Here is a 16,896-nt window from a genome sequence, read left to right on the forward strand (position 1 = left end):
ATTTTTACTGTAACATCAAAATTTTTATAGAGGAGAAATGACTATGAAATTCGCATGTCCTTGTTGTGGTTACATGACTTTAGACTATGAACCGCCAGGCACATATGACATATGTGAAATTTGTTTTTGGGAGGATGACGCTGTCCAATTTAATGACCCTGACTTTGAAGGCGGAGCTAATATTGAGTCTTTAAGACAATATCAAAAAGCTTTTTTATTAGGAAGAACTAACCGAAAGCCAACAGATAAAGATAAACGAGATGAAAAATGGAGCCCCCTACCCAATGCCTAATGCCCCTGCTCCCCCTCTTACATAGGATAGAAGCAAAGGAGGGAAACCTTTCATGCCTTCATACCGCATTATCGTTGATCTATCTGACCGCAGGCTGTATTTGCTTGATGGCAATACGGTTGTAAACGCCTATCCTGTTGGCATCGGCAAAATGCTGACGCAATCGCCACTCGGCGAATTTACGATAATCAATAAACAAGCCAATCCCGGCGGACCGTTTGGTGCTTTCTGGATGGGATTATCCAAGCCGCATTACGGCATTCATGGCAACAATGATCCTTCCTCTATCGGGCGCATGGTGTCGCATGGCTGCATCCGCATGTACAATGACGATGTTGTCGCTCTCGCCCATTTGGTTCCGATCAATACCCGTGTGACCATTCGGGAATAACGGCTGACCTAGCCGGTCTCCATTAGCGCAGCTGCGGCGCAAGCGATCTGGCGATTGCAGCTGCAAGAGACCGTACTGATCGCTATCGACCACGCGCGTATTGAGCAAATGCTTGCCAACATCGTGGCGAATGCGCTTAACGCATCCTCCCCAGGCGATACGATCCGTATAGAGGCCGAGCTGGATGCGAACAAGGAGCAGCTTATGGCGGCTCCATTGCGTCCAGAAGCAATAACGGCAGTGGCACCGTTTTTCATTTCACTATTCCCCTCTGCTAATCGCATAATGGTTAACCGTTGTACCAATACATAGGATGCTCGTCTATTTGCTCAAAACAAAGCTTTTGGGCGACACTTAAGGACTCCAGGTTATCGGAATGACAGCACCAGTTTGGTGTCAGTCCTTTGTTAAGACACTCCTTAATAAAATGGACACCGGCCCATGCAGCGAGCCCTTTTCGTTTATATTTTTCTACTGTAATGATGTCGATTTCAGCGTAACCGCCTCCAACATAGGGAGAGGAACAAACACTGACAATCTTATCGTCTTTCGTCACAAAATGACCGACACCATTATCGATAAATTGTTGGGCCGAATCCCAAACTATTTTATAATACGGATAAAAGTCCTCTCGATATTGGTTAGCTATTTCTAGATTTAATCCTTCATCGTTGAATTCAGCATTGAGCACAAACGGATAATCGCAATAAGTTTGAAGAAATTTTTCCTTGTTAAATTGGAAATAAGCCCTTTTAATCTTGGCCGCATTTATTAGATTTTTTTCAGCCAGCAGCAGTTCCCAATCCGCTGAAAATAAAGCTAGAGCATAAAAACGAATAGAATGGCTGTCTCTATCGTTTAGGAACCGTATAACCCCCTCATTAAATAGAACATCGTTTGCAGCTCCCAATAAACAATAGAATCCACCAACACTCGTTATGAATGCGGCTGTAGGACTTTTCTTATCGTTTACTAACACCTTTCCTGGTTGAAGCTGCTGGATTACCGATAAAGCATAGACCGCTTTATTTCCTACCTTTTCAAGCATTGGATTAACCATATTAAACTCTGTTGCTGTTAGCTCCTGCATAGAAACCGCCTCCTTGTGAAGTGCACTTCACTGTAAGGATTTATTAATAACTTGATAAGCCTTTATATATATTGCGTAATTATAATGGGGTTAAGACAAGCTTTCGGGAGAGATATGCATGACCAAGCAAGCGATTATTCGAGCTAGAAACCTATGTAAAACCTATTCGACAGGCGGCGAGCAATATCATGCCATCCGCAATGTGGATTTAGACATTTATGAGGGCGAATTCACTGTCATTATGGGCAACTTCGGCTCCGGCAAGTCGCCGCTGCTGTACTTGCTGAGCGGGCTGGATCAGGTGACTTGCCCGTCGTCTCGTGCCTGAGTATTTTCTCGGCGGTGCTTGGCTCATGGGCCTCGTCGAAAGTGATTAAACAAGCTGCGCCGCGTATTCTCGTGACGGAGTAGACGTTAGGTATAGACAGGTTTAGATAGGCTTAAATAAGCATAGATGCATCAAAGCTGTAGGCTTGCTCGTTCGGATATGTATGCGGAGACGATATGAAGTGGCTTAATAACCGGGCTAAGTCGGTAGCGGAAATTTGGCGGACACAGACGACGCTATTTTAACCAGATTAGGGTTTTTGGCGGTACTCGCGGACTCAGGAGCCGCTAATGAGCCCCTCATACTCATTTTCACGCAATTATGGGGACAATAACGGCTTTCCTGTCCGCTCAGAGGCTGAAATCGCATTAAATGCTAAAATAGCGGCTTCTCAGTCCTTCAAAATGCAAGGTGCCCTTCACTTCCCCCTTCCTTCCCTTCCTTATCCTGTCCTACCCTACCCGCGTTGCCTAAAATTAATTCCCCTTGCTCATCCTCTTCATTTTGATTTGAGTCAAGGGGTTGTCCTAGTTGTTGCAGCTACTGAGGGCAGCCACCTTGCTCAAAAGAGGTGATTTTCAGCTTGTCATCAATGAAGTCCAGCACCTGCTGCAAATCCGCTATTTGCTGCCGAATTTGCTGCTTATGATTCAGCATTAATTGCACCAGCTCGGGGTAATCCGACGGTTTATTGATGAAGGACACACCTATAAACGGTCTTATCTCGTCAAGCGACATGCCTGTTTTCTTCAGGCAGACCAGCATCTTCATCGTTTCAATATCCTTCATCCGGTAAAAACGATGGGTGTTGTTTTTACGCTCCGCCTGCGGCAAAACGCCGATTTTCTCATAATAACGGATTGTATCCTCTGATAACCCTCCTAGCTTTGCGGCTTCCTTAATGGTGTAAATCTTTCCACTATCTTGTACCCGCTTCATTTCCATCGTTTTCTTTCCTTCCGCCATCCCGATTCCCCCTGTTTCAACATAGATATAGAAAGCGTAACAAGGTTTCGGGGAAATTGCCAGTTTATAAGATAGGGAACGATCCCTATGGTAGAACCTTACAAAAGGCCGCTTTTCAACCGATAATACTATGTAAGAAGTTTCATTCACAACAACTTTAAAGATAAGAAGGGCTGAGGTATACATGTCTATCGTCCGTCGGACTTTCATTTGTCTTATGGTGGTTTCCAGCATGCTTGGGGGAAGCATCGCTGCTGCTGAAACCTATGGACCAAGCAATCAAGGGTCAGATACATTAATGCAATGGGCCAGAGAAAATGGAATCATTGAGGGTTATTCGGATGGAAGCTTTCAACCGGATCGACTTGTAAGCGAGGCAGAGTTTTTGAAAATATTGTATGAGGCGTTCGATAATGGGTTGTTGAGGAACGCTGAAACGGATGGGACAATTAAAAGTCGGGTAAACACGCTATATCAATTTGCGAAAGAGTGGAACCATCCCGTTGTCGGAGCAGCCAAGACAGAACTTCGTACAGCACCGATCACTCAAGCACAAGCAGCCGCGATTATTGCCTCAGCCAATGGCGTCCACTTTGAGGGACAGGATAATCTGATTTATCTAATTGGACATGGGATGGTACACGGTGATGCCGCCTCGCTGTCTACCTTTAAAGCCGATTCTCCTTTGACACGGGCTGAGGCTATTCAATGGATTAGGCAGTTGACGGTTGCAGGAATGATGGGTATCGAGGAGCGTCCAAAATCCCTGTCCAAACGCAGCATGCTGCCGAGTCTGGTGAATGCGCCAAAACCTTTGCCCCTATTCAGCACGCAGCCATTAACCAAAGGGGATTTTGATTTAATTGGAACCGAGCCTAATTCGACAGTGAAATTTGGGGATACGAAATCCTCTATCGATGCACGGTTTGGGGAGTCTCAGACTGTCTCATTTGGATTTAACCAGTATCCTTCCTTCTCAGTTATATACAATAAAGCGGATCTGTTAGGCCTTTGGTCTATATCTACTGATTCAGAATATACGGACACTAGTAAGATTTTCTCTACCAGCAAAGGTATAATAGTCGGAAAAAGCACATTAAGGGATGTCCTTCTGCAATATGGAACAGCGGGCTATTTAAGACCAGGCAAAGCGTACCTCTTTTATGAGCAGGCGGAGGATGGAAGCTATTTTTCGCTTGATCCATTTTTCGATGGTACTCCCATTAAAAATAGAAACAAAACCTATGGCTTTGCCTTCTTCTTTGAAGAAGAAACATTAAAAGTCGAATACACTATGTCTTTTTGGCTGCCTGTAATCAGCGGAGATGATTCATAGTATACTTTTAAAAATCTAATATAAAAAATCCCCTCCAGTTCCCCCCTTCCCTACAATTTGTATGGGAAACGGGTCAACCAGTGGGGATTACTGCTTCTGCTTGTGATTGTAAAGCTTTAGTAAGCCGTCCAGCCCGCATCCGCAGTAACAACCGTGCCGTTGACGAAGCTTGCATCGTCGGAGGCCAGGAACAGAGCAACCTTCGCAATTTCCTCCGGCTCGCCCGTACGCGGGTTGAGGCCCATGCCTGCCATCGCACGCGACGCTCCGAAAGCGTTAGGCTCCGTTAGCGACGCCGCAATGTTCGTTTTCACACCGCCAGGTGCAATCGCATTGCAGCGAATGCCGAGGTCGGCATATTGGAAACCAATATTTTTCGTGAGGCCCACGACTGCATGCTTGGAAGCTGTATAAGCAGCGCCCGCTCTAGAGCCTTGCAAACCTCCAGCAGAAGCGATATTGACGATAACCCCACTCTTTTTCTCGGTGAAAAGAGGGAGCACTTTCCGAATCGTACGCATCGGTCCCGTTGTATTAATAGCGAATACCCGCTCCCATAGCTCATCCGTTAAGTCCCCTGCCGGAACAAAGTTATCCATAATTCCCGCATTATTAACTAAAATATCCACTGTGCCGTATGTTGCTACGGTCGTATCGATTAATTGCTGAACATCCTCTTCCTTCGCTACATTGGCAGCGATTGCAATGGCTTGTCCGCCGCTTGCTTCAATAGCGGAAACAACCGTTTGAGCAGCATCTACGCGAAGATCGGAAACGACGACTTTAGCTCCTTCTGCTGCGAACAGCTCGGCAATCGCTTTCCCCATACCTGAAGCTGCGCCAGTTACGACAGCTACTTTTCCTGTTAGTCTCACGGTTCATTCCTCCATTTGAAATCAAGGATACAATAAACACATGCTCATTACAGAACATCTGTTACTTCGAGTATAATAAAACGTAAGGTTAAGAGACAATCAGCAAAAAAACCACATTTGCCCGGTAACAGACACAATGCGGTTTTTTGTATATAAACACGTCAAGAAGGTGGAGCATAATGTCTGAAAACAATCCAAAAATCGACCGCCGAACTTTGCGCAGCAGACGTGCCATGCGGGAAGCACTGCTCACTCTAATGGCGAATAAGCCATTCCAAGCAATCTCCATTACGGAGATTGTAGAATGCGCTGGCTACAACCGGGGAACCTTTTATGCCAATTATGATAGTAAAGAAGCGCTGCTAGATGAGATTACGAATGAGCTGCTCGATAAGCTGCTGCAATCGTTTCGGGAACCCTACGAGCATGTCGAGGTCTTTAACGTTAGCGAGCTTCCTGCCCATGCAGTCACGATTTTCAGACATATTTACGAGCATTCGGGCGTCTACACGATTCTAATGAAAAATGATGTGCTGCCCAATATGAAGGAAAAAATGCTTCATGTCCTTAAACAAATTTCGATGGCGGAGCTTTTGAATCCTACGGATGATATTGATCCGGAGCTGTTAGCCACCTATAGCATGAGTTCTGTGCTTGGCCTCGTATGGCACTGGATTGAAACCGGCTTTAAGCATCCGCCTGAATATATGCAGGAACAGCTCGTTAAGATCGTTAATATGAATCCCAATGATGCAAATATGGCGCGTCCAGGAAAGCGGCCCTAATAGCTGTCTTAATAATACGCTCCCCCATTCCAAATTTCGACCTAACTGCAGGAGCATTCGAACTGCATGCCCCTTGCATCTGTCATGTCGTTCTCCGAACCCAGACATCCTTATAATTGATGTTGCCCCAGGCATTCAAGGCAATGCCCTGCAAGGACTGGTGATGCCCAACCAGCTGCCGGCTATGATGCAGAAACAACAGGCTGAACTGCTGCTTGAGCCGCTCTTGAATACGCATTAAAATGTCCAATCGGGCCTCCTGCTGCTGCTCCCGCAAACATAATGAAATATGCTCATCGACAAAGGCGCGGTCTTCAAGGCAAAGACCGCTAGCTACGAAGCTCGTCTCCGACTTATACAGCTCAATTAGCGTCATATCCGGCTGCTCCCCCAGCACCTCTCCGCCTAAAATAATATCAGCTTCCTTCCGATGCTCAGCGCACGCCACCAGCTCCTCAATTGGGAACACCCCCATTTCGATTCGAATACCCAGCTTCTCGCATGCCTTCCGGGTCCATTCCGCACTTTGCTCATTGCTGGGCATCTCATACGTGTACAGCTTGAGCGTTTCGCCTGCGTAACCCGATTCGCTTACCAGCTGCACCGCATAGGAGAAATCATAGCTGGTGCAATCGTCAGCATCTATCCCCTCTTCCAAGAAGCCCGTTGACGCCTGCTCGCGAATGCCGCCCAGATCGGCAATCATCTGCTGGCGGTTCAAGCCGTAATGAATCGCTTGGCGCAGCTTCAGCGACTGCAGCGCTCCTTTTCTCGCAAGATTAAAGGCTAAATACGTACTGCCCTGCTCCAACTGCTCCACTTGCTCCAACTGCTCCTTCTTCCCATCCGCCTGCTGCTTTAGCTGTGCTTCAAAATAGGCCAGCTGCGACTGCTGCTCTGGAACAGACCACCCTTCGCTCGACTCATAGTTTGGCCACACCCACATTTCAATGCGGTCCAGATGGGGGCAGCCTTCGAAATACAGCTCATTCGCCTCCACAATGAGCATTGATTCATCATTCCGGAGCATGCGGAAGGGCCCTGTCCCAATCGGCATTCTAGCAAATTCCTCTGCTCCCCCCAGCTCGCCCGCATGCTCCGGCACAATGCTGAAGCGCTCCGTGCACAAGCTGTGCATAAACAAAGCATTCGGCTCCTTCAGCGCAATGGTGAGGCTGTACGTTCCGGTTATGTTGATCGCTGCAATCATCGAGGTCAGCCACTCCGAAGGAGAGCTTGCCATCAGCCGCTGAAAGGTAAAAGCAACATCACGCGCGGTCAGCCGCTTCCCATGGTGAAAACGTACGCCCTTACGCAGAAAAAAAGACCACTGCGTATGCTCCTCATTGCTTTCCCAATAGTGGGCCAGCTGCGGTTGAAACGTCCCCCGCGAAAACTTGACCAGCGTATTAAAAATCTGTTCAACCCAATGCGACTCCGTACGCCGGAACACATAGGCAGGGTCCAGCCTTAAGACAGGACGATAGAACGGGAAGCGCAGCACATCCTTCTCCTCCGTATCCTGCTGCAAGCCAAACTGCCGGGTCAGCCATGCCATGAACTCGGCTTTAATCGCTTGATCCTCAAATGGCTCCATGAGCTTCCATGCCTCATTGATTTTCTCCTTTTCAACCAGCTCCTGCGCTTTGGCGAACGCCAGCTCTCTATAGGATTTCAGAAATGCCAGCTGCGATAAATTTCCCCGTCCGCGCCCTGGCGTCCATTCCACAAGCCCAAGCTCCGTCATTTTGTGCAAAAGCATTTGCGTGTTGCGGCGTGTGCAGGCAAGCAGCTCGCTTAGCTCCTCCATCGATACAGCAAACCGCTGCCGCTTCGGCATGTCGATATAATGCTTCCTTAACTGGCCGTAATAGTCGTGGACGTCCATTTAGACTCCTTTTCCAATAGGCAAATGCTAAAAGGCGAAAAATAAAATCCTCACCTTTCGCTTTTCCTTCGTCTTTTTCGAAAGTATACTTTGATCCATAAATACGGTCAAGAGGAGCAGCCCCACATGTTCATAAAAACTAATCGTCTTCCCCTATCACGGCAGCAGTCGCACACGGCAATATGGGGCCATCGGAACTTTCTTATTCTTTTCTTTACTAGCGGCATCATAGCCTTCGGCAATAAAATCTATGAGCTGGCGCTGCCGCTCATTTTATATGATTTGACGCAGTCGGCTGTCGCTATGTCGACGATGAAGGGCATCGAGTTTCTGCCGAATTTATTGCTGGCCGTGTTCATTGGCGTATTAGTGGATCGGGTGCATAAAAAGAATTGGTCGCTCGCTTCGATTTTGCTGCAAATGCTCGTTCTGCTCGGCTTGTATGCCGCACTTGCCTATGGCGACCCTTCGCTGTATGTCCTCTACGCAGGCGGATTTCTGCTGATGGCCTTCGGCTATGCCTTCTCCAATGCGCGGGTAGCGATCGTCAAGCAGGCGATTCCTACCGAGCTGCTCACCTCGGCCAACGTATCGCTCAATTTCGTTACGACGCTGATCGGCATCATTGGGCCTGTACTGACGGGACTTATGCTCATGCTGCCGCGGCTTCATGACGGTTTGTTCGTGACGGCGGTGGCGTTCGGTTTTGCATTCATTTTGCTATTATTTCTGCAATCGACTGAGCAGCCGCGGGCGCAGCGGGTATCAAGCTTTTGGAAGGAGCTGCTGGAGGGCTGGCGCGAGCTGCGCCGCAACCGCTTATTGTGGCTGATCACGTTAACCGTTATTTTCCTCAATTGCGCCTCCGGCATGGTCGATACAACGGTTATTTTTTATGCCAAGGACGCATTGCTGCTGAGCAATTTCGAGCTGGGACTCGTATGGTCGGCGGCTGGGATTGGCGGCCTGCTTGGCAGCTTCATTATCAGCTGGCTGCGCCGCAGGCTTAAGGTAGGAACGTTAATTACGCTAACGACTTTATGTCTAGCCGTCACTTATTTCATGATGTATCTTTCCCATTCTGCTGCCATGCTGGGCGTGTCGCTGTTTCTGAATGGCTGGTTCGAAACGATCAGCGTCGTCTGCATTTGGACGTTCCGCCAGGAAACGACGCCGCAGCACTTGATCGGGAGAATTAGCGGCATTACCGGCTCGCTGTTCAAGCTTGGCATGCCCTTCGCCGTCGCGGCGGCTGGCTGGATTTCCGTGTTTACTGCGCCATCCATCGTCTTTCTTGTGGCAATGCTCATCAACTTGATTTTGTTCGTCTGCTGCCGCTTTAGCCCGCTATGGGAAAAGCAGCGAAGCTTGCTTTAAAATCGGATTATACTTGTGAGGAGCAAGTGTTTATAATAAAATTAAATATAATTAGATATAAATAAATATATTTAGCCGCAATAGGAAATGAGGAAATCATATGATACAAAAAGCAACGTTTGCCGGAGGCTGCTTCTGGTGCATGGTCAGTCCGTTTGAAGAGCAGCCCGGCATTCACGGCATTTTGTCCGGTTATATGGGCGGAGAGCTGGAGAACCCTACGTATGAGCAAGTATTGACAGGAGAGACCGGGCATTTGGAGGTTGTACAAATAACGTATGACGATGACATTTTCCCATATGAAAAGCTGCTAGAGCTTTATTGGCCGCAAATTGATCCGACCGATGCAGTCGGACAAGGCAATGATCAGAAGAGCCAATATCGGGCGGCGATCCTCTATCATACGGAGGAGCAGCGCGAGCTGGCCTTGCAGTCCAGAGAAGCTCTCGCGGGCAGCGGCCGCTTTGACAAGCCTGTCGTAACAGCGATCGAAGAAGCTTCCGTCTTCTATCCGGCGGAGGAATACCATCAAAACTATCATCGCAAAAACCCGGAATTTTATAAGGAATCGCGTATTTATTCCGGCCGCGAAGCGATTATCGAGAAGTATTGGAAATAAAACGAATCCATTTAATAAAGGCAGCCCGCAATTAGGGCTGCTTTTGTTTTTGCATTTGCTTTTGCATTTGCTTTTGCATTTGCTTTTGTCGGGAACTTCACCTTGTTATACAGCATACGCTTGGGAAAGCTGCTTTATTTTTTCAATAATCGCGCCTTCGTAATCCCCTTCCACTGCGATGCTTGCCGTCGCATATGGTCCCAGCTCCGCATGATCGCCGATTCTTACCGCATAAAGCGCCGCCTGGAACATGCTGATGTCATTGGCATCGTTGCCGAAGGCGATGAACTGCTTCGCTTGCAGTCCCGCTTTTTGCAGGGCGCTCCATTTATGGATGTTCTGCGGGCCCAGATCAAGCACATTTTCCCGGCTATGCTGGTGGACCACTAGCTCAAGTGCGGCTAATTCTGCAAACAAGCGCTCCATATTCACCGACGACAGGATGAGGATTTTTACGATTGTGTTAAGCGACAATCCCACTCGCTATCAATTAAGTATGTACCCTGATACGCCGTAATTAATTCCATTATTTTACTTACTTGTTCAGTGGCAAACACTTCTCCAGGCAGCCGTTTTCCCGCTTGAGAGATCAGCGAGCCATTGCCGCCAATGAATAGAAGATGATGAAATCTCTGGTCCACCACAGGAAGCATGTCCCTGATTGGGCGGGCTGAAGCAAATACAACCTCATGTCCTGCCTCGATTAAACCCTCCAACGCGCAAAGCAAACGTTCCGATATCGGTTTTCCTTTAAAACAAATTGTTCCATCCAAATCAAATACAAATTGCATCCTCCGCCTCCACTTTAGCTGCATTTCAACTAAATTTTATTAAATAATAATTCCTACGCAAAAAATAATATTTAAATTGACTATCGCCAACTATTTTGCAAGCGATTTCATTCCCAATTCATTAAAAATGAAAAATTTTCAAAATAAAATGAAAATAATAGTAATAAGTTTGCAAGCTGCAACCGATATTAGAAGTACACACATTTTATCAAAAGGAGAATAGTAATGTCATTAAAGAACTCGCGTTTTATTCGTAATTTGCTCATTCTTGGTTCGATTCGTCAGACAGCAGGTAGAATTGTATTGTCCACCCTGCTTATTATCGTCGTTTGTGTCTCCGTGCTCTCCTACACCTTCTACGTTCCAACCTCCAGAGAAGTCCAATCCCAAGCCGAAAAACAAATGGAGCTTTACTCCAGCCTTCTGGCCAAAGAAATTGATGCCAATTTAGTTGAAAAGCAGGCGATTATGCAGGTCATTGCGGAGCAGGGCTCCAAGGTGGAAGCAGAACGGCAGCAGCAGCTTGATTTTCTCGTCCAGGCCCATAATCAGCATCCCGAATTTGAATCGATTTTTTTCTCGCTTGATTTAATCGGCGCCAACGCCGTTAACATTAAAAATACGGACGTCGATTTATCTGATCGGCCTTACATCAAGCTTGCCAAGGAAGGCAAACCGTTCATTTCTGAGCCGGTTATTTCCAAAACGATGGGCACGATGGTTGTTGTTGTCGGTGCTCCACTAATCAAGGATGGCAAAGCTTATGGATTTTATGGAGCCTCCTATTCGATTAGCCAAGCGGTAGAAAGCGTCAGCAAAGCTCAATTCGGCGAGACCGGAAAAGCTTATATGACCTTAGCTGACGGAACATTCCTTTCGTACACGGATGACTCGTTTGTGTTAAACAAAAAACTATCCGATCTGGGTATCGCTGCACTTGATCAAGCGCTCACCAATGCGACCCAAGGCCATACCGCCCCGATTCATTATAAGGAAAATGGCGTTAATAAAATTGGGTTTATGAGTGTGACTGGCCTGGGCTGGGTCATTACGATGTTCGCAGACGAAAGTGAAATTTTAAAGCCTGTCGATACTTTGCTAAACTTGATTATGTTGGTCGGCTCAGGCATTATCATCCTTGCCCTGATTATGACGGTTCTCATTGCTCTGCGGATTGTGTATCCGATTCGTCAGTTGACACATGGCATTGATGTTTTGGCGCAAGGCGATTTAACGTATCGCATTCCGGTGAAAGGCAAAACCGATATTAGCAAGGCGCTGCATTCCTTTAATACCGCTGGCGATCAAATGCAGCTGTTGATGAAGGAGGTTAATGGCTTATCCGAGCAGTTGACGGATTCTGCGAAGCAGCTTGCTGAGGGAGCGGATCAAGGCGCACGTGCGGCGCAAAGCATTTCCGAAGCGATTCTCGTCGTAGCCGAAAGCTCGGAGCGCCAAACATCCAGCTTGCAGGATGGAAGCCAAGCAGCCGACAGCATCGCTGTGCAAATTGATGGTATCGCTTCTTATAGTACAAATGCAGCTGACATCGCTTCAGAAGCCTCCAACCTCTCCGATGACGGAGCGGCTTCCATGGATCAGCTTAATGGAAAAATGGTCGCGATGGAGCAAGGCATCGGCGAGCTTGCCCAAACGATTCATGCGCTCAGCGGCTTGTCCGGCAAAATCGGCGATGTCGTAAGCAGCATCAGCCAAATTGCCCGCCAAACGAATATTTTGTCGTTGAATGCAGCCATTGAGGCTTCACGCTCGGGAGAAGCAGGACGCGGCTTTGCAGTCGTAGCGGATGAAATCCGCAAGCTTGCCGGCCAGTCGATGGAATCAGCCGAGCAAATAGCTGGCTTTATCGGAAGTATCCGCCTCGAAATTGATCGGACGCTGCAAGCCTCTGAACAGACCGTCAACCAAGCGGCTGAAGGCAAACATACGGGTGAAGAAGCCCGTGAGCTGTTCGCCCGCATTCGCTCTTCCATTCAGGAGGTAGCCGTGAGCATTCAAGGCGTATCAACCGCATCCGGCGAGATGGTGTCCGGTACAACTACATTGGTGGAATCCATTCGCCTCATCTCCGACTCGGCCAGTGAAACCGCAGCCGAATCACAAAACGTGTCCGCTGCGGCAGAGGAGCAAATGGCTTCGATGGAGGAAGTAGCGTCGTCCTCCGCAGAGCTTGCTAATATGGCCGAGAAGCTGCGTATTCAAATTAATAAATTCAAGCTGTAGCCTTGAGTTGAACGAACCGTCCCGGTGCATCGTCAAAAACAGCAAAAGCCTCATGCTTTTGCTGCTGACGATTCATCGGGATTTTTTTGCTTTCAATCCATTCAAAAAGCTTTCCAGCAGCGCTAATGCCATTTCGACGACGCAGCTCTATAAGTCTATAAGCCTGCTGCTGCTTTGATTTGGGCCCGCTGCTCCATAATCAATTTTTTCAGGCTGTCTGTTCCGAAGGCGCCAGTATGAAATCCATTCCCCTCGGGATAATACACGAGCCGGAAAGAGCTGCCATCCAGCAAGTATACCCTTAGAAAAATACCGGATTCATGCTTCGTTTTTTCATAAACCTGTTTAAACCCTACATGCTGCAGAGGAAGCAGCTCCTGAATAAATTGTGCAGACGCTTCTGCACTAAAGTCGCCGATCGGACTGCCATCCTCGGCACTTTCCAGACCTACTTTATCAACTTTGCCTTCGATATCGAGCAATTGTCCCAGCGTTGCCGCCTTTGGATTATCCATCACCTCATAAACCTTGTTGAATGCTACGACACGGAACTCCGACTTGTAGCCCTTTATCGCATAAATTTCTGTGCCGATAGGCAAAAAGGCGGCATTCCCATCCTTCTCCACATAATCCGTGCAAGCATGATCGTTCAGCATATAAGTTACCTCGCCTACTTTTTCACCAAGCTGGTCGTCAGATACCTTCCCGCTTCCCTCGTAGTTGTATTGATATTTGATGCCATTAATCATCAGAAAATCGACCCACTCGATAATTGCATTACAAGTTTCAGCCGGTTCCTCGGGTTCTGGACCCGCAGCCTTAACCTGATTTTCGGTTGCCTCGGGCGCTTCACGTTCCATCGCACTACTCCCGCAGCCGACAGCTGTCAGCATAAGGAGCAGCACGATTAAAGCCTGGCCCGTCCGTTTTATTCCATTCATCGCCAATCACCTCCCTTCCCTAGACGCTCCCGCGAATCACAATGTTACAGAAAACCGGGAAAGGCCGCGCTGACCTTCGCTCCATAAAAAAAGGGCTGCCCCCAGCCATTAATTATGGCTTTGGGACAACCCTCACAGCATAGCTTGCTCAGCTCAGCCGTCTATACTGACCTTATTTCATTAATTGATCAAATCCTGCCGAAGCGGCGTGAAGGTATCGAGCAGCTTGCTTGCTTTCAAGGCGCGGCAGCCATGCTCGGCATTGCTAGGAATAAAGATCGTCTCGCCTGCGGAAATGACGGTCTTCTCCCCATTTATCGAAAACTCCAGCTGCCCTTCCAGGCAGTAGGAAAACTGCTCATGCACATGGCTGTGCAAATAACCTTCCGCTCCTTCCTCAAAATGCACCTCCATCATCATAATCGTCTCGCCCGGTGTGAAAATTTTCCGTTTTACGCCTGGCTCGGCATTTTCCCAATTGTTCAATCTGCTCATCATTCGTCAATCCTCTCAACTATTATTGGATTAGATTACACATAATTGCGGTTAGACATATTGCGACTTGTTGCTGCTGCGGACGAAGCTCAGCTCATAATCATCCGCTGCGGTCAGCTTGAGCGCCGAACAATCGAAGGCAGGAGCAAGCCGGTAGCATTCCGCCTTAAACTGATCCCAGCTGCCGAACTCCTGCTCCGAGCCCAGCTTGCAGAAATACGCATTTTTGCGGCTGTATGCCCGGTATTCGCAATGGAATAGGCGATCATGATGGGGAACCATCGGCTCACTGCACCAGATCGCGGCATAGCCGCTGCCTTTTTGCCCAAACAGCCAATGTCCGTCCTGGACGAAATCATCAAACTTCGCCTCTGGGAAAAAGAGATGCGTAAACGCGACCGGATGCTCTTCCCCGATTTCATAAATCGCGCCGAGCGCGCTGCCCTGCTGCTTGACCGCTGGCATGATGCCATTGCCATACCAATAACCCGGCCGCATGCCGCCATCGTCAGCCAGCTCTCCCGGATGGTTCGTATACAGCACCGTATCGTTGTCCAGCGCCGCATACCACATATGCTGCTGATACCCGTACACGCCCGGCTCGAAACGCGATGTGCCGTGAAAACGCTCATTAAACGATTTAACATAATGGCCCGATTCAATGTCAACGGACTCGTCAAAGCTAATATTTTGCCAGAAGGACGGGCTGGCATCATATCTCGGTGATTGAACCGAGGTCAGCATATAATCAGGCTGCTTGTTGAGCTTCACCCATGCGTTCCCGGTCTGGTACTCCAGCTCCAAGGATTCATCCATCAGGCTTGTGAAATGCTGCGGCATCACGTATTTGCTGTTCATCAGAAAAACGATCCATTCGCTGTTGCCCATAGGCGTATCCGGATTTAACAGATGAATTAAAGACTGGGCCGACTGGGTGAATGGCAAAATGACGGAGCGGTAAATACGCGCTTGCGGTGCGACGATTGAACCACGGAACGTATGATAAGCGAAGGATTTCAGCATCTCGTCAATTAACCGGCTTGCCCGAGCAGACTCCTCTTCCTCCATATAATCGACGACATTTAGGAGCGCACCTAGCGTCACGCACATGTAATCCGCGCTGAGAAACTCCTCAAAGCCATATTCCTCGACATCATCCAGCCACTCGCGGATTTTGCCGAGCGCCACATTGCTTGCCTGAACACCCGTACGGCCCGATCTTGTGAATAGCTGATCCGGGTACTCGCGGCCTGCCATATAAGCGCAAATATAGAACATCAGCGCGTGATTTTCGCTCCAGAAGCACATGCCATCTGAGCCGTTCTCCGTCATCCAGAAGCGGTAGTCCAAAATCGCCTGCTTGGTTCTTTCCGTTAAATGGGCCGGAAGCTCTTGCTGCTGCATGAAGCGAAGCAGGCCCGCGAGGATAAAGTCCGAGCAATCCTCGCGCCGCTCAATTTGTCCAAGCGCGTGCAGAATATGCTGTTCATCATTAACACCGGGTTGTCCCAAGTTCCAGCGCGCCAGCACATAAAATAAACCAAAACGCAGCGGTTGAAACGCCTTCTCCGTGCCTATGGCGGCAATCTCCTCGAACATGGCGCCTTTAACCTCGGCCGCTGCCGCTCCTTTGCGATAAACCGGCTTTTTGTTTTGCAGCAGCTCGATTTTGCGAACCAGCTTTCTTTGTCCGATTTCACCATATACGATTGCCATTGGCGCACCCTCGTCAAGCTTCACGCTGCGCTTGCCGCTAATGTCCTCGGCGATCAGGCTGTCATTTACTTCTTCTCCATATGCCAGATAGATGCTGCAAGGCGCTTCCGCCGGGAAGCAAAGCTCATTGCCCTTCAGCGTAATGCCCGACAAAAAGCGGTCCAGCGCAAGAAATGGCTCGGCCTGCTCCGCATCCGGCAGCGTCACCGAAATCTGGTCCAAATGCTCCAATAGTTGGATGCCGAATATGTTCCGCGTATCACGCACTGCCAAATTTTGCATGCGGATGACCATCGTGTTGCTGCCTTTGCGCAAAGGCAGCTGTATTTCCTGCTTATTAATCGGCTTATACACCGGCACGGCAACGGAGCTTACCTTCTCTCCATTAAGCCATACTTCAATCGCCGTATAAGTCCATAGATTTGCCAAGACGACAAGGTCTTCTTCCGCCACAAGCACGGTAGCGGCGAGCAGCTCTACTTTTTGGGGCGTAAACGAAAACTGGCTGAAATTAACGAAGCCGCTGCACGGGTAAAGATATTCCCAAGGCAGCCCCAGCTCGCTCTCAGCGCCGATTTGGATGGCTTCTGATCCCGCTGGCGCTGGAAGCTCCCTGTCCGCGACAATCGAGCGCAAATATTGCTCGTAGCGTATTTGGTTTTTATCGGATTTGTCCGATATAAAATCACTCAAACGCAGTCCTGAAGTTAGATAATGAGTAATAAATCCGTTTTGCTTATCCACATGCTTCACTCCAATCGA

15 protein-coding genes and 2 pseudogenes are annotated in these 16,896 nt (G+C 48.4%); 9 read left to right on the plus strand and 8 right to left on the minus strand.

Going from position 1 to position 16,896, the window contains the following annotated elements:
- Nucleotides 1-43: 43 nt before the first annotated feature.
- Genes AC6B99_RS05545 through AC6B99_RS05555 form a run of 3 tightly spaced genes read left to right on the plus strand, consistent with a single transcriptional unit; the run spans nucleotide 44 to nucleotide 995 of the window.
- A complete protein-coding gene (locus tag AC6B99_RS05545) occupies nucleotides 44-292 on the plus strand; it encodes a CPCC family cysteine-rich protein (protein WP_496662944.1) in 249 nt (82 codons plus the stop codon).
- 52 nt (nucleotides 293-344) lie between these two features.
- Nucleotides 345-683 carry a L,D-transpeptidase family protein gene (locus AC6B99_RS05550; RefSeq protein ID WP_494862612.1) on the plus strand — a complete coding sequence of 113 codons (339 nt, stop codon included), beginning with the start codon at nucleotides 345-347 and terminating at the stop codon, nucleotides 681-683.
- 54 nt (nucleotides 684-737) lie between these two features.
- Nucleotides 738-995 (plus strand): hypothetical protein, encoded by a 258-nt coding sequence (locus AC6B99_RS05555; RefSeq protein ID WP_496662945.1) that lies wholly within the window; start codon nucleotides 738-740, stop codon nucleotides 993-995.
- Here AC6B99_RS05555 and AC6B99_RS05560 read toward each other — a convergent pair.
- On the minus strand, nucleotides 973-1,773 hold the full coding sequence (locus tag AC6B99_RS05560) for a GNAT family N-acetyltransferase (protein ID WP_496662946.1): 801 nt from the start codon (nucleotides 1,771-1,773) through the stop codon (nucleotides 973-975). The genes AC6B99_RS05555 and AC6B99_RS05560 overlap by 23 nt on opposite strands.
- A gap of 118 nt (nucleotides 1,774-1,891) precedes the next feature.
- Here AC6B99_RS05560 and AC6B99_RS05565 point away from each other — a divergent pair.
- Nucleotides 1,892-2,080, plus strand: a pseudogene (locus tag AC6B99_RS05565) (ATP-binding cassette domain-containing protein); the annotation flags it as partial.
- 561 nt (nucleotides 2,081-2,641) lie between these two features.
- Here the strand turns inward: AC6B99_RS05565 and AC6B99_RS05570 are convergent.
- Nucleotides 2,642-3,067: a MerR family transcriptional regulator gene (locus AC6B99_RS05570; RefSeq protein ID WP_063892531.1), complete on the minus strand. Its 426-nt coding sequence runs from the start codon at nucleotides 3,065-3,067 to the stop codon at nucleotides 2,642-2,644.
- 232 nt (nucleotides 3,068-3,299) lie between these two features.
- Here AC6B99_RS05570 and AC6B99_RS05575 point away from each other — a divergent pair, with 232 nt between their 5' ends.
- Complete coding sequence (locus tag AC6B99_RS05575; protein WP_496662947.1) at nucleotides 3,300-4,403, plus strand: S-layer homology domain-containing protein; 1,104 nt, start codon at nucleotides 3,300-3,302, stop codon at nucleotides 4,401-4,403.
- A 116-nt stretch (nucleotides 4,404-4,519) separates the two neighbouring features.
- Here AC6B99_RS05575 and AC6B99_RS05580 read toward each other — a convergent pair whose 3' ends face one another.
- Nucleotides 4,520-5,278, minus strand: coding sequence for an SDR family oxidoreductase (locus AC6B99_RS05580; RefSeq protein WP_496662948.1), 759 nt, complete (start codon nucleotides 5,276-5,278; stop codon nucleotides 4,520-4,522).
- A gap of 179 nt (nucleotides 5,279-5,457) precedes the next feature.
- On the opposite strand from AC6B99_RS05580, the gene AC6B99_RS05585 reads away from it, so the two are divergent.
- On the plus strand, nucleotides 5,458-6,063 hold the full coding sequence (locus AC6B99_RS05585) for a TetR/AcrR family transcriptional regulator (protein WP_056033489.1): 606 nt from the start codon (nucleotides 5,458-5,460) through the stop codon (nucleotides 6,061-6,063).
- Between the two features lie 82 nt (nucleotides 6,064-6,145).
- On the opposite strand, the gene AC6B99_RS05590 is transcribed toward AC6B99_RS05585, so the two are convergent.
- The gene (locus tag AC6B99_RS05590; protein WP_496662949.1) at nucleotides 6,146-7,951 is read right to left on the minus strand and encodes an ABC transporter substrate-binding protein; all 1,806 of its coding nucleotides are present in this window, start codon (nucleotides 7,949-7,951) and stop codon (nucleotides 6,146-6,148) included.
- A gap of 126 nt (nucleotides 7,952-8,077) precedes the next feature.
- Between AC6B99_RS05590 and AC6B99_RS05595 the strand changes: the two genes are divergently transcribed.
- Together AC6B99_RS05595 and msrA are read left to right on the plus strand one after the other, a co-directional pair.
- On the plus strand, nucleotides 8,078-9,328 hold the full coding sequence (locus AC6B99_RS05595; RefSeq protein ID WP_496662950.1) for an MFS transporter: 1,251 nt from the start codon (nucleotides 8,078-8,080) through the stop codon (nucleotides 9,326-9,328).
- 103 nt (nucleotides 9,329-9,431) lie between these two features.
- Nucleotides 9,432-9,947, plus strand: a complete 516-nt coding sequence (msrA, locus tag AC6B99_RS05600) for a peptide-methionine (S)-S-oxide reductase MsrA (RefSeq protein WP_056033535.1) — start codon at nucleotides 9,432-9,434, stop codon at nucleotides 9,945-9,947.
- Between the two features lie 105 nt (nucleotides 9,948-10,052).
- Here msrA and AC6B99_RS05605 read toward each other — a convergent pair.
- A pseudogene (locus AC6B99_RS05605) lies at nucleotides 10,053-10,738 on the minus strand (HAD-IIB family hydrolase).
- A gap of 225 nt (nucleotides 10,739-10,963) precedes the next feature.
- On the opposite strand from AC6B99_RS05605, the gene AC6B99_RS05610 reads away from it, so the two are divergent.
- Nucleotides 10,964-12,982, plus strand: a complete 2,019-nt coding sequence (locus AC6B99_RS05610; protein WP_496662951.1) for a methyl-accepting chemotaxis protein — start codon at nucleotides 10,964-10,966, stop codon at nucleotides 12,980-12,982.
- Between the two features lie 155 nt (nucleotides 12,983-13,137).
- Here AC6B99_RS05610 and AC6B99_RS05615 read toward each other — a convergent pair whose 3' ends face one another.
- The 3 genes from AC6B99_RS05615 to AC6B99_RS05625 form a co-directional block, all read right to left on the minus strand.
- Nucleotides 13,138-13,923, minus strand: a complete 786-nt coding sequence (locus AC6B99_RS05615; RefSeq protein WP_494882053.1) for a hypothetical protein — start codon at nucleotides 13,921-13,923, stop codon at nucleotides 13,138-13,140.
- Nucleotides 13,924-14,103: 180 nt separating this feature from the next.
- Nucleotides 14,104-14,418: a cupin domain-containing protein gene (locus AC6B99_RS05620; protein WP_056033534.1), complete on the minus strand. Its 315-nt coding sequence runs from the start codon at nucleotides 14,416-14,418 to the stop codon at nucleotides 14,104-14,106.
- A 51-nt stretch (nucleotides 14,419-14,469) separates the two neighbouring features.
- Nucleotides 14,470-16,878 (minus strand): hypothetical protein, encoded by a 2,409-nt coding sequence (locus AC6B99_RS05625; RefSeq protein WP_496662952.1) that lies wholly within the window; start codon nucleotides 16,876-16,878, stop codon nucleotides 14,470-14,472.
- Between the last annotated feature and the right edge of the window lie 18 nt (nucleotides 16,879-16,896).

It is taken from the genome of Paenibacillus liaoningensis, assembly GCF_059609455.1.

Coding starts and splice junctions, on each gene's coding strand:
- AC6B99_RS05545 (WP_496662944.1), top strand. CDS start 44: ATGAAATTCGCATGTCCTTGTTGTGGTTACATGACTTTAGACTATGAA.
- AC6B99_RS05550 (WP_494862612.1), top strand. CDS start 345: ATGCCTTCATACCGCATTATCGTTGATCTATCTGACCGCAGGCTGTAT.
- AC6B99_RS05560 (WP_496662946.1), bottom strand. CDS start 1,773: ATGCAGGAGCTAACAGCAACAGAGTTTAATATGGTTAATCCAATGCTT.
- AC6B99_RS05570 (WP_063892531.1), bottom strand. CDS start 3,067: ATGGCGGAAGGAAAGAAAACGATGGAAATGAAGCGGGTACAAGATAGT.
- AC6B99_RS05575 (WP_496662947.1), top strand. CDS start 3,300: ATGCTTGGGGGAAGCATCGCTGCTGCTGAAACCTATGGACCAAGCAAT.
- AC6B99_RS05585 (WP_056033489.1), top strand. CDS start 5,458: ATGTCTGAAAACAATCCAAAAATCGACCGCCGAACTTTGCGCAGCAGA.
- AC6B99_RS05590 (WP_496662949.1), bottom strand. CDS start 7,951: ATGGACGTCCACGACTATTACGGCCAGTTAAGGAAGCATTATATCGAC.
- AC6B99_RS05595 (WP_496662950.1), top strand. CDS start 8,078: ATGTTCATAAAAACTAATCGTCTTCCCCTATCACGGCAGCAGTCGCAC.
- AC6B99_RS05610 (WP_496662951.1), top strand. CDS start 10,964: ATGTCATTAAAGAACTCGCGTTTTATTCGTAATTTGCTCATTCTTGGT.
- AC6B99_RS05615 (WP_494882053.1), bottom strand. CDS start 13,923: ATGAATGGAATAAAACGGACGGGCCAGGCTTTAATCGTGCTGCTCCTT.
- AC6B99_RS05620 (WP_056033534.1), bottom strand. CDS start 14,418: ATGAGCAGATTGAACAATTGGGAAAATGCCGAGCCAGGCGTAAAACGG.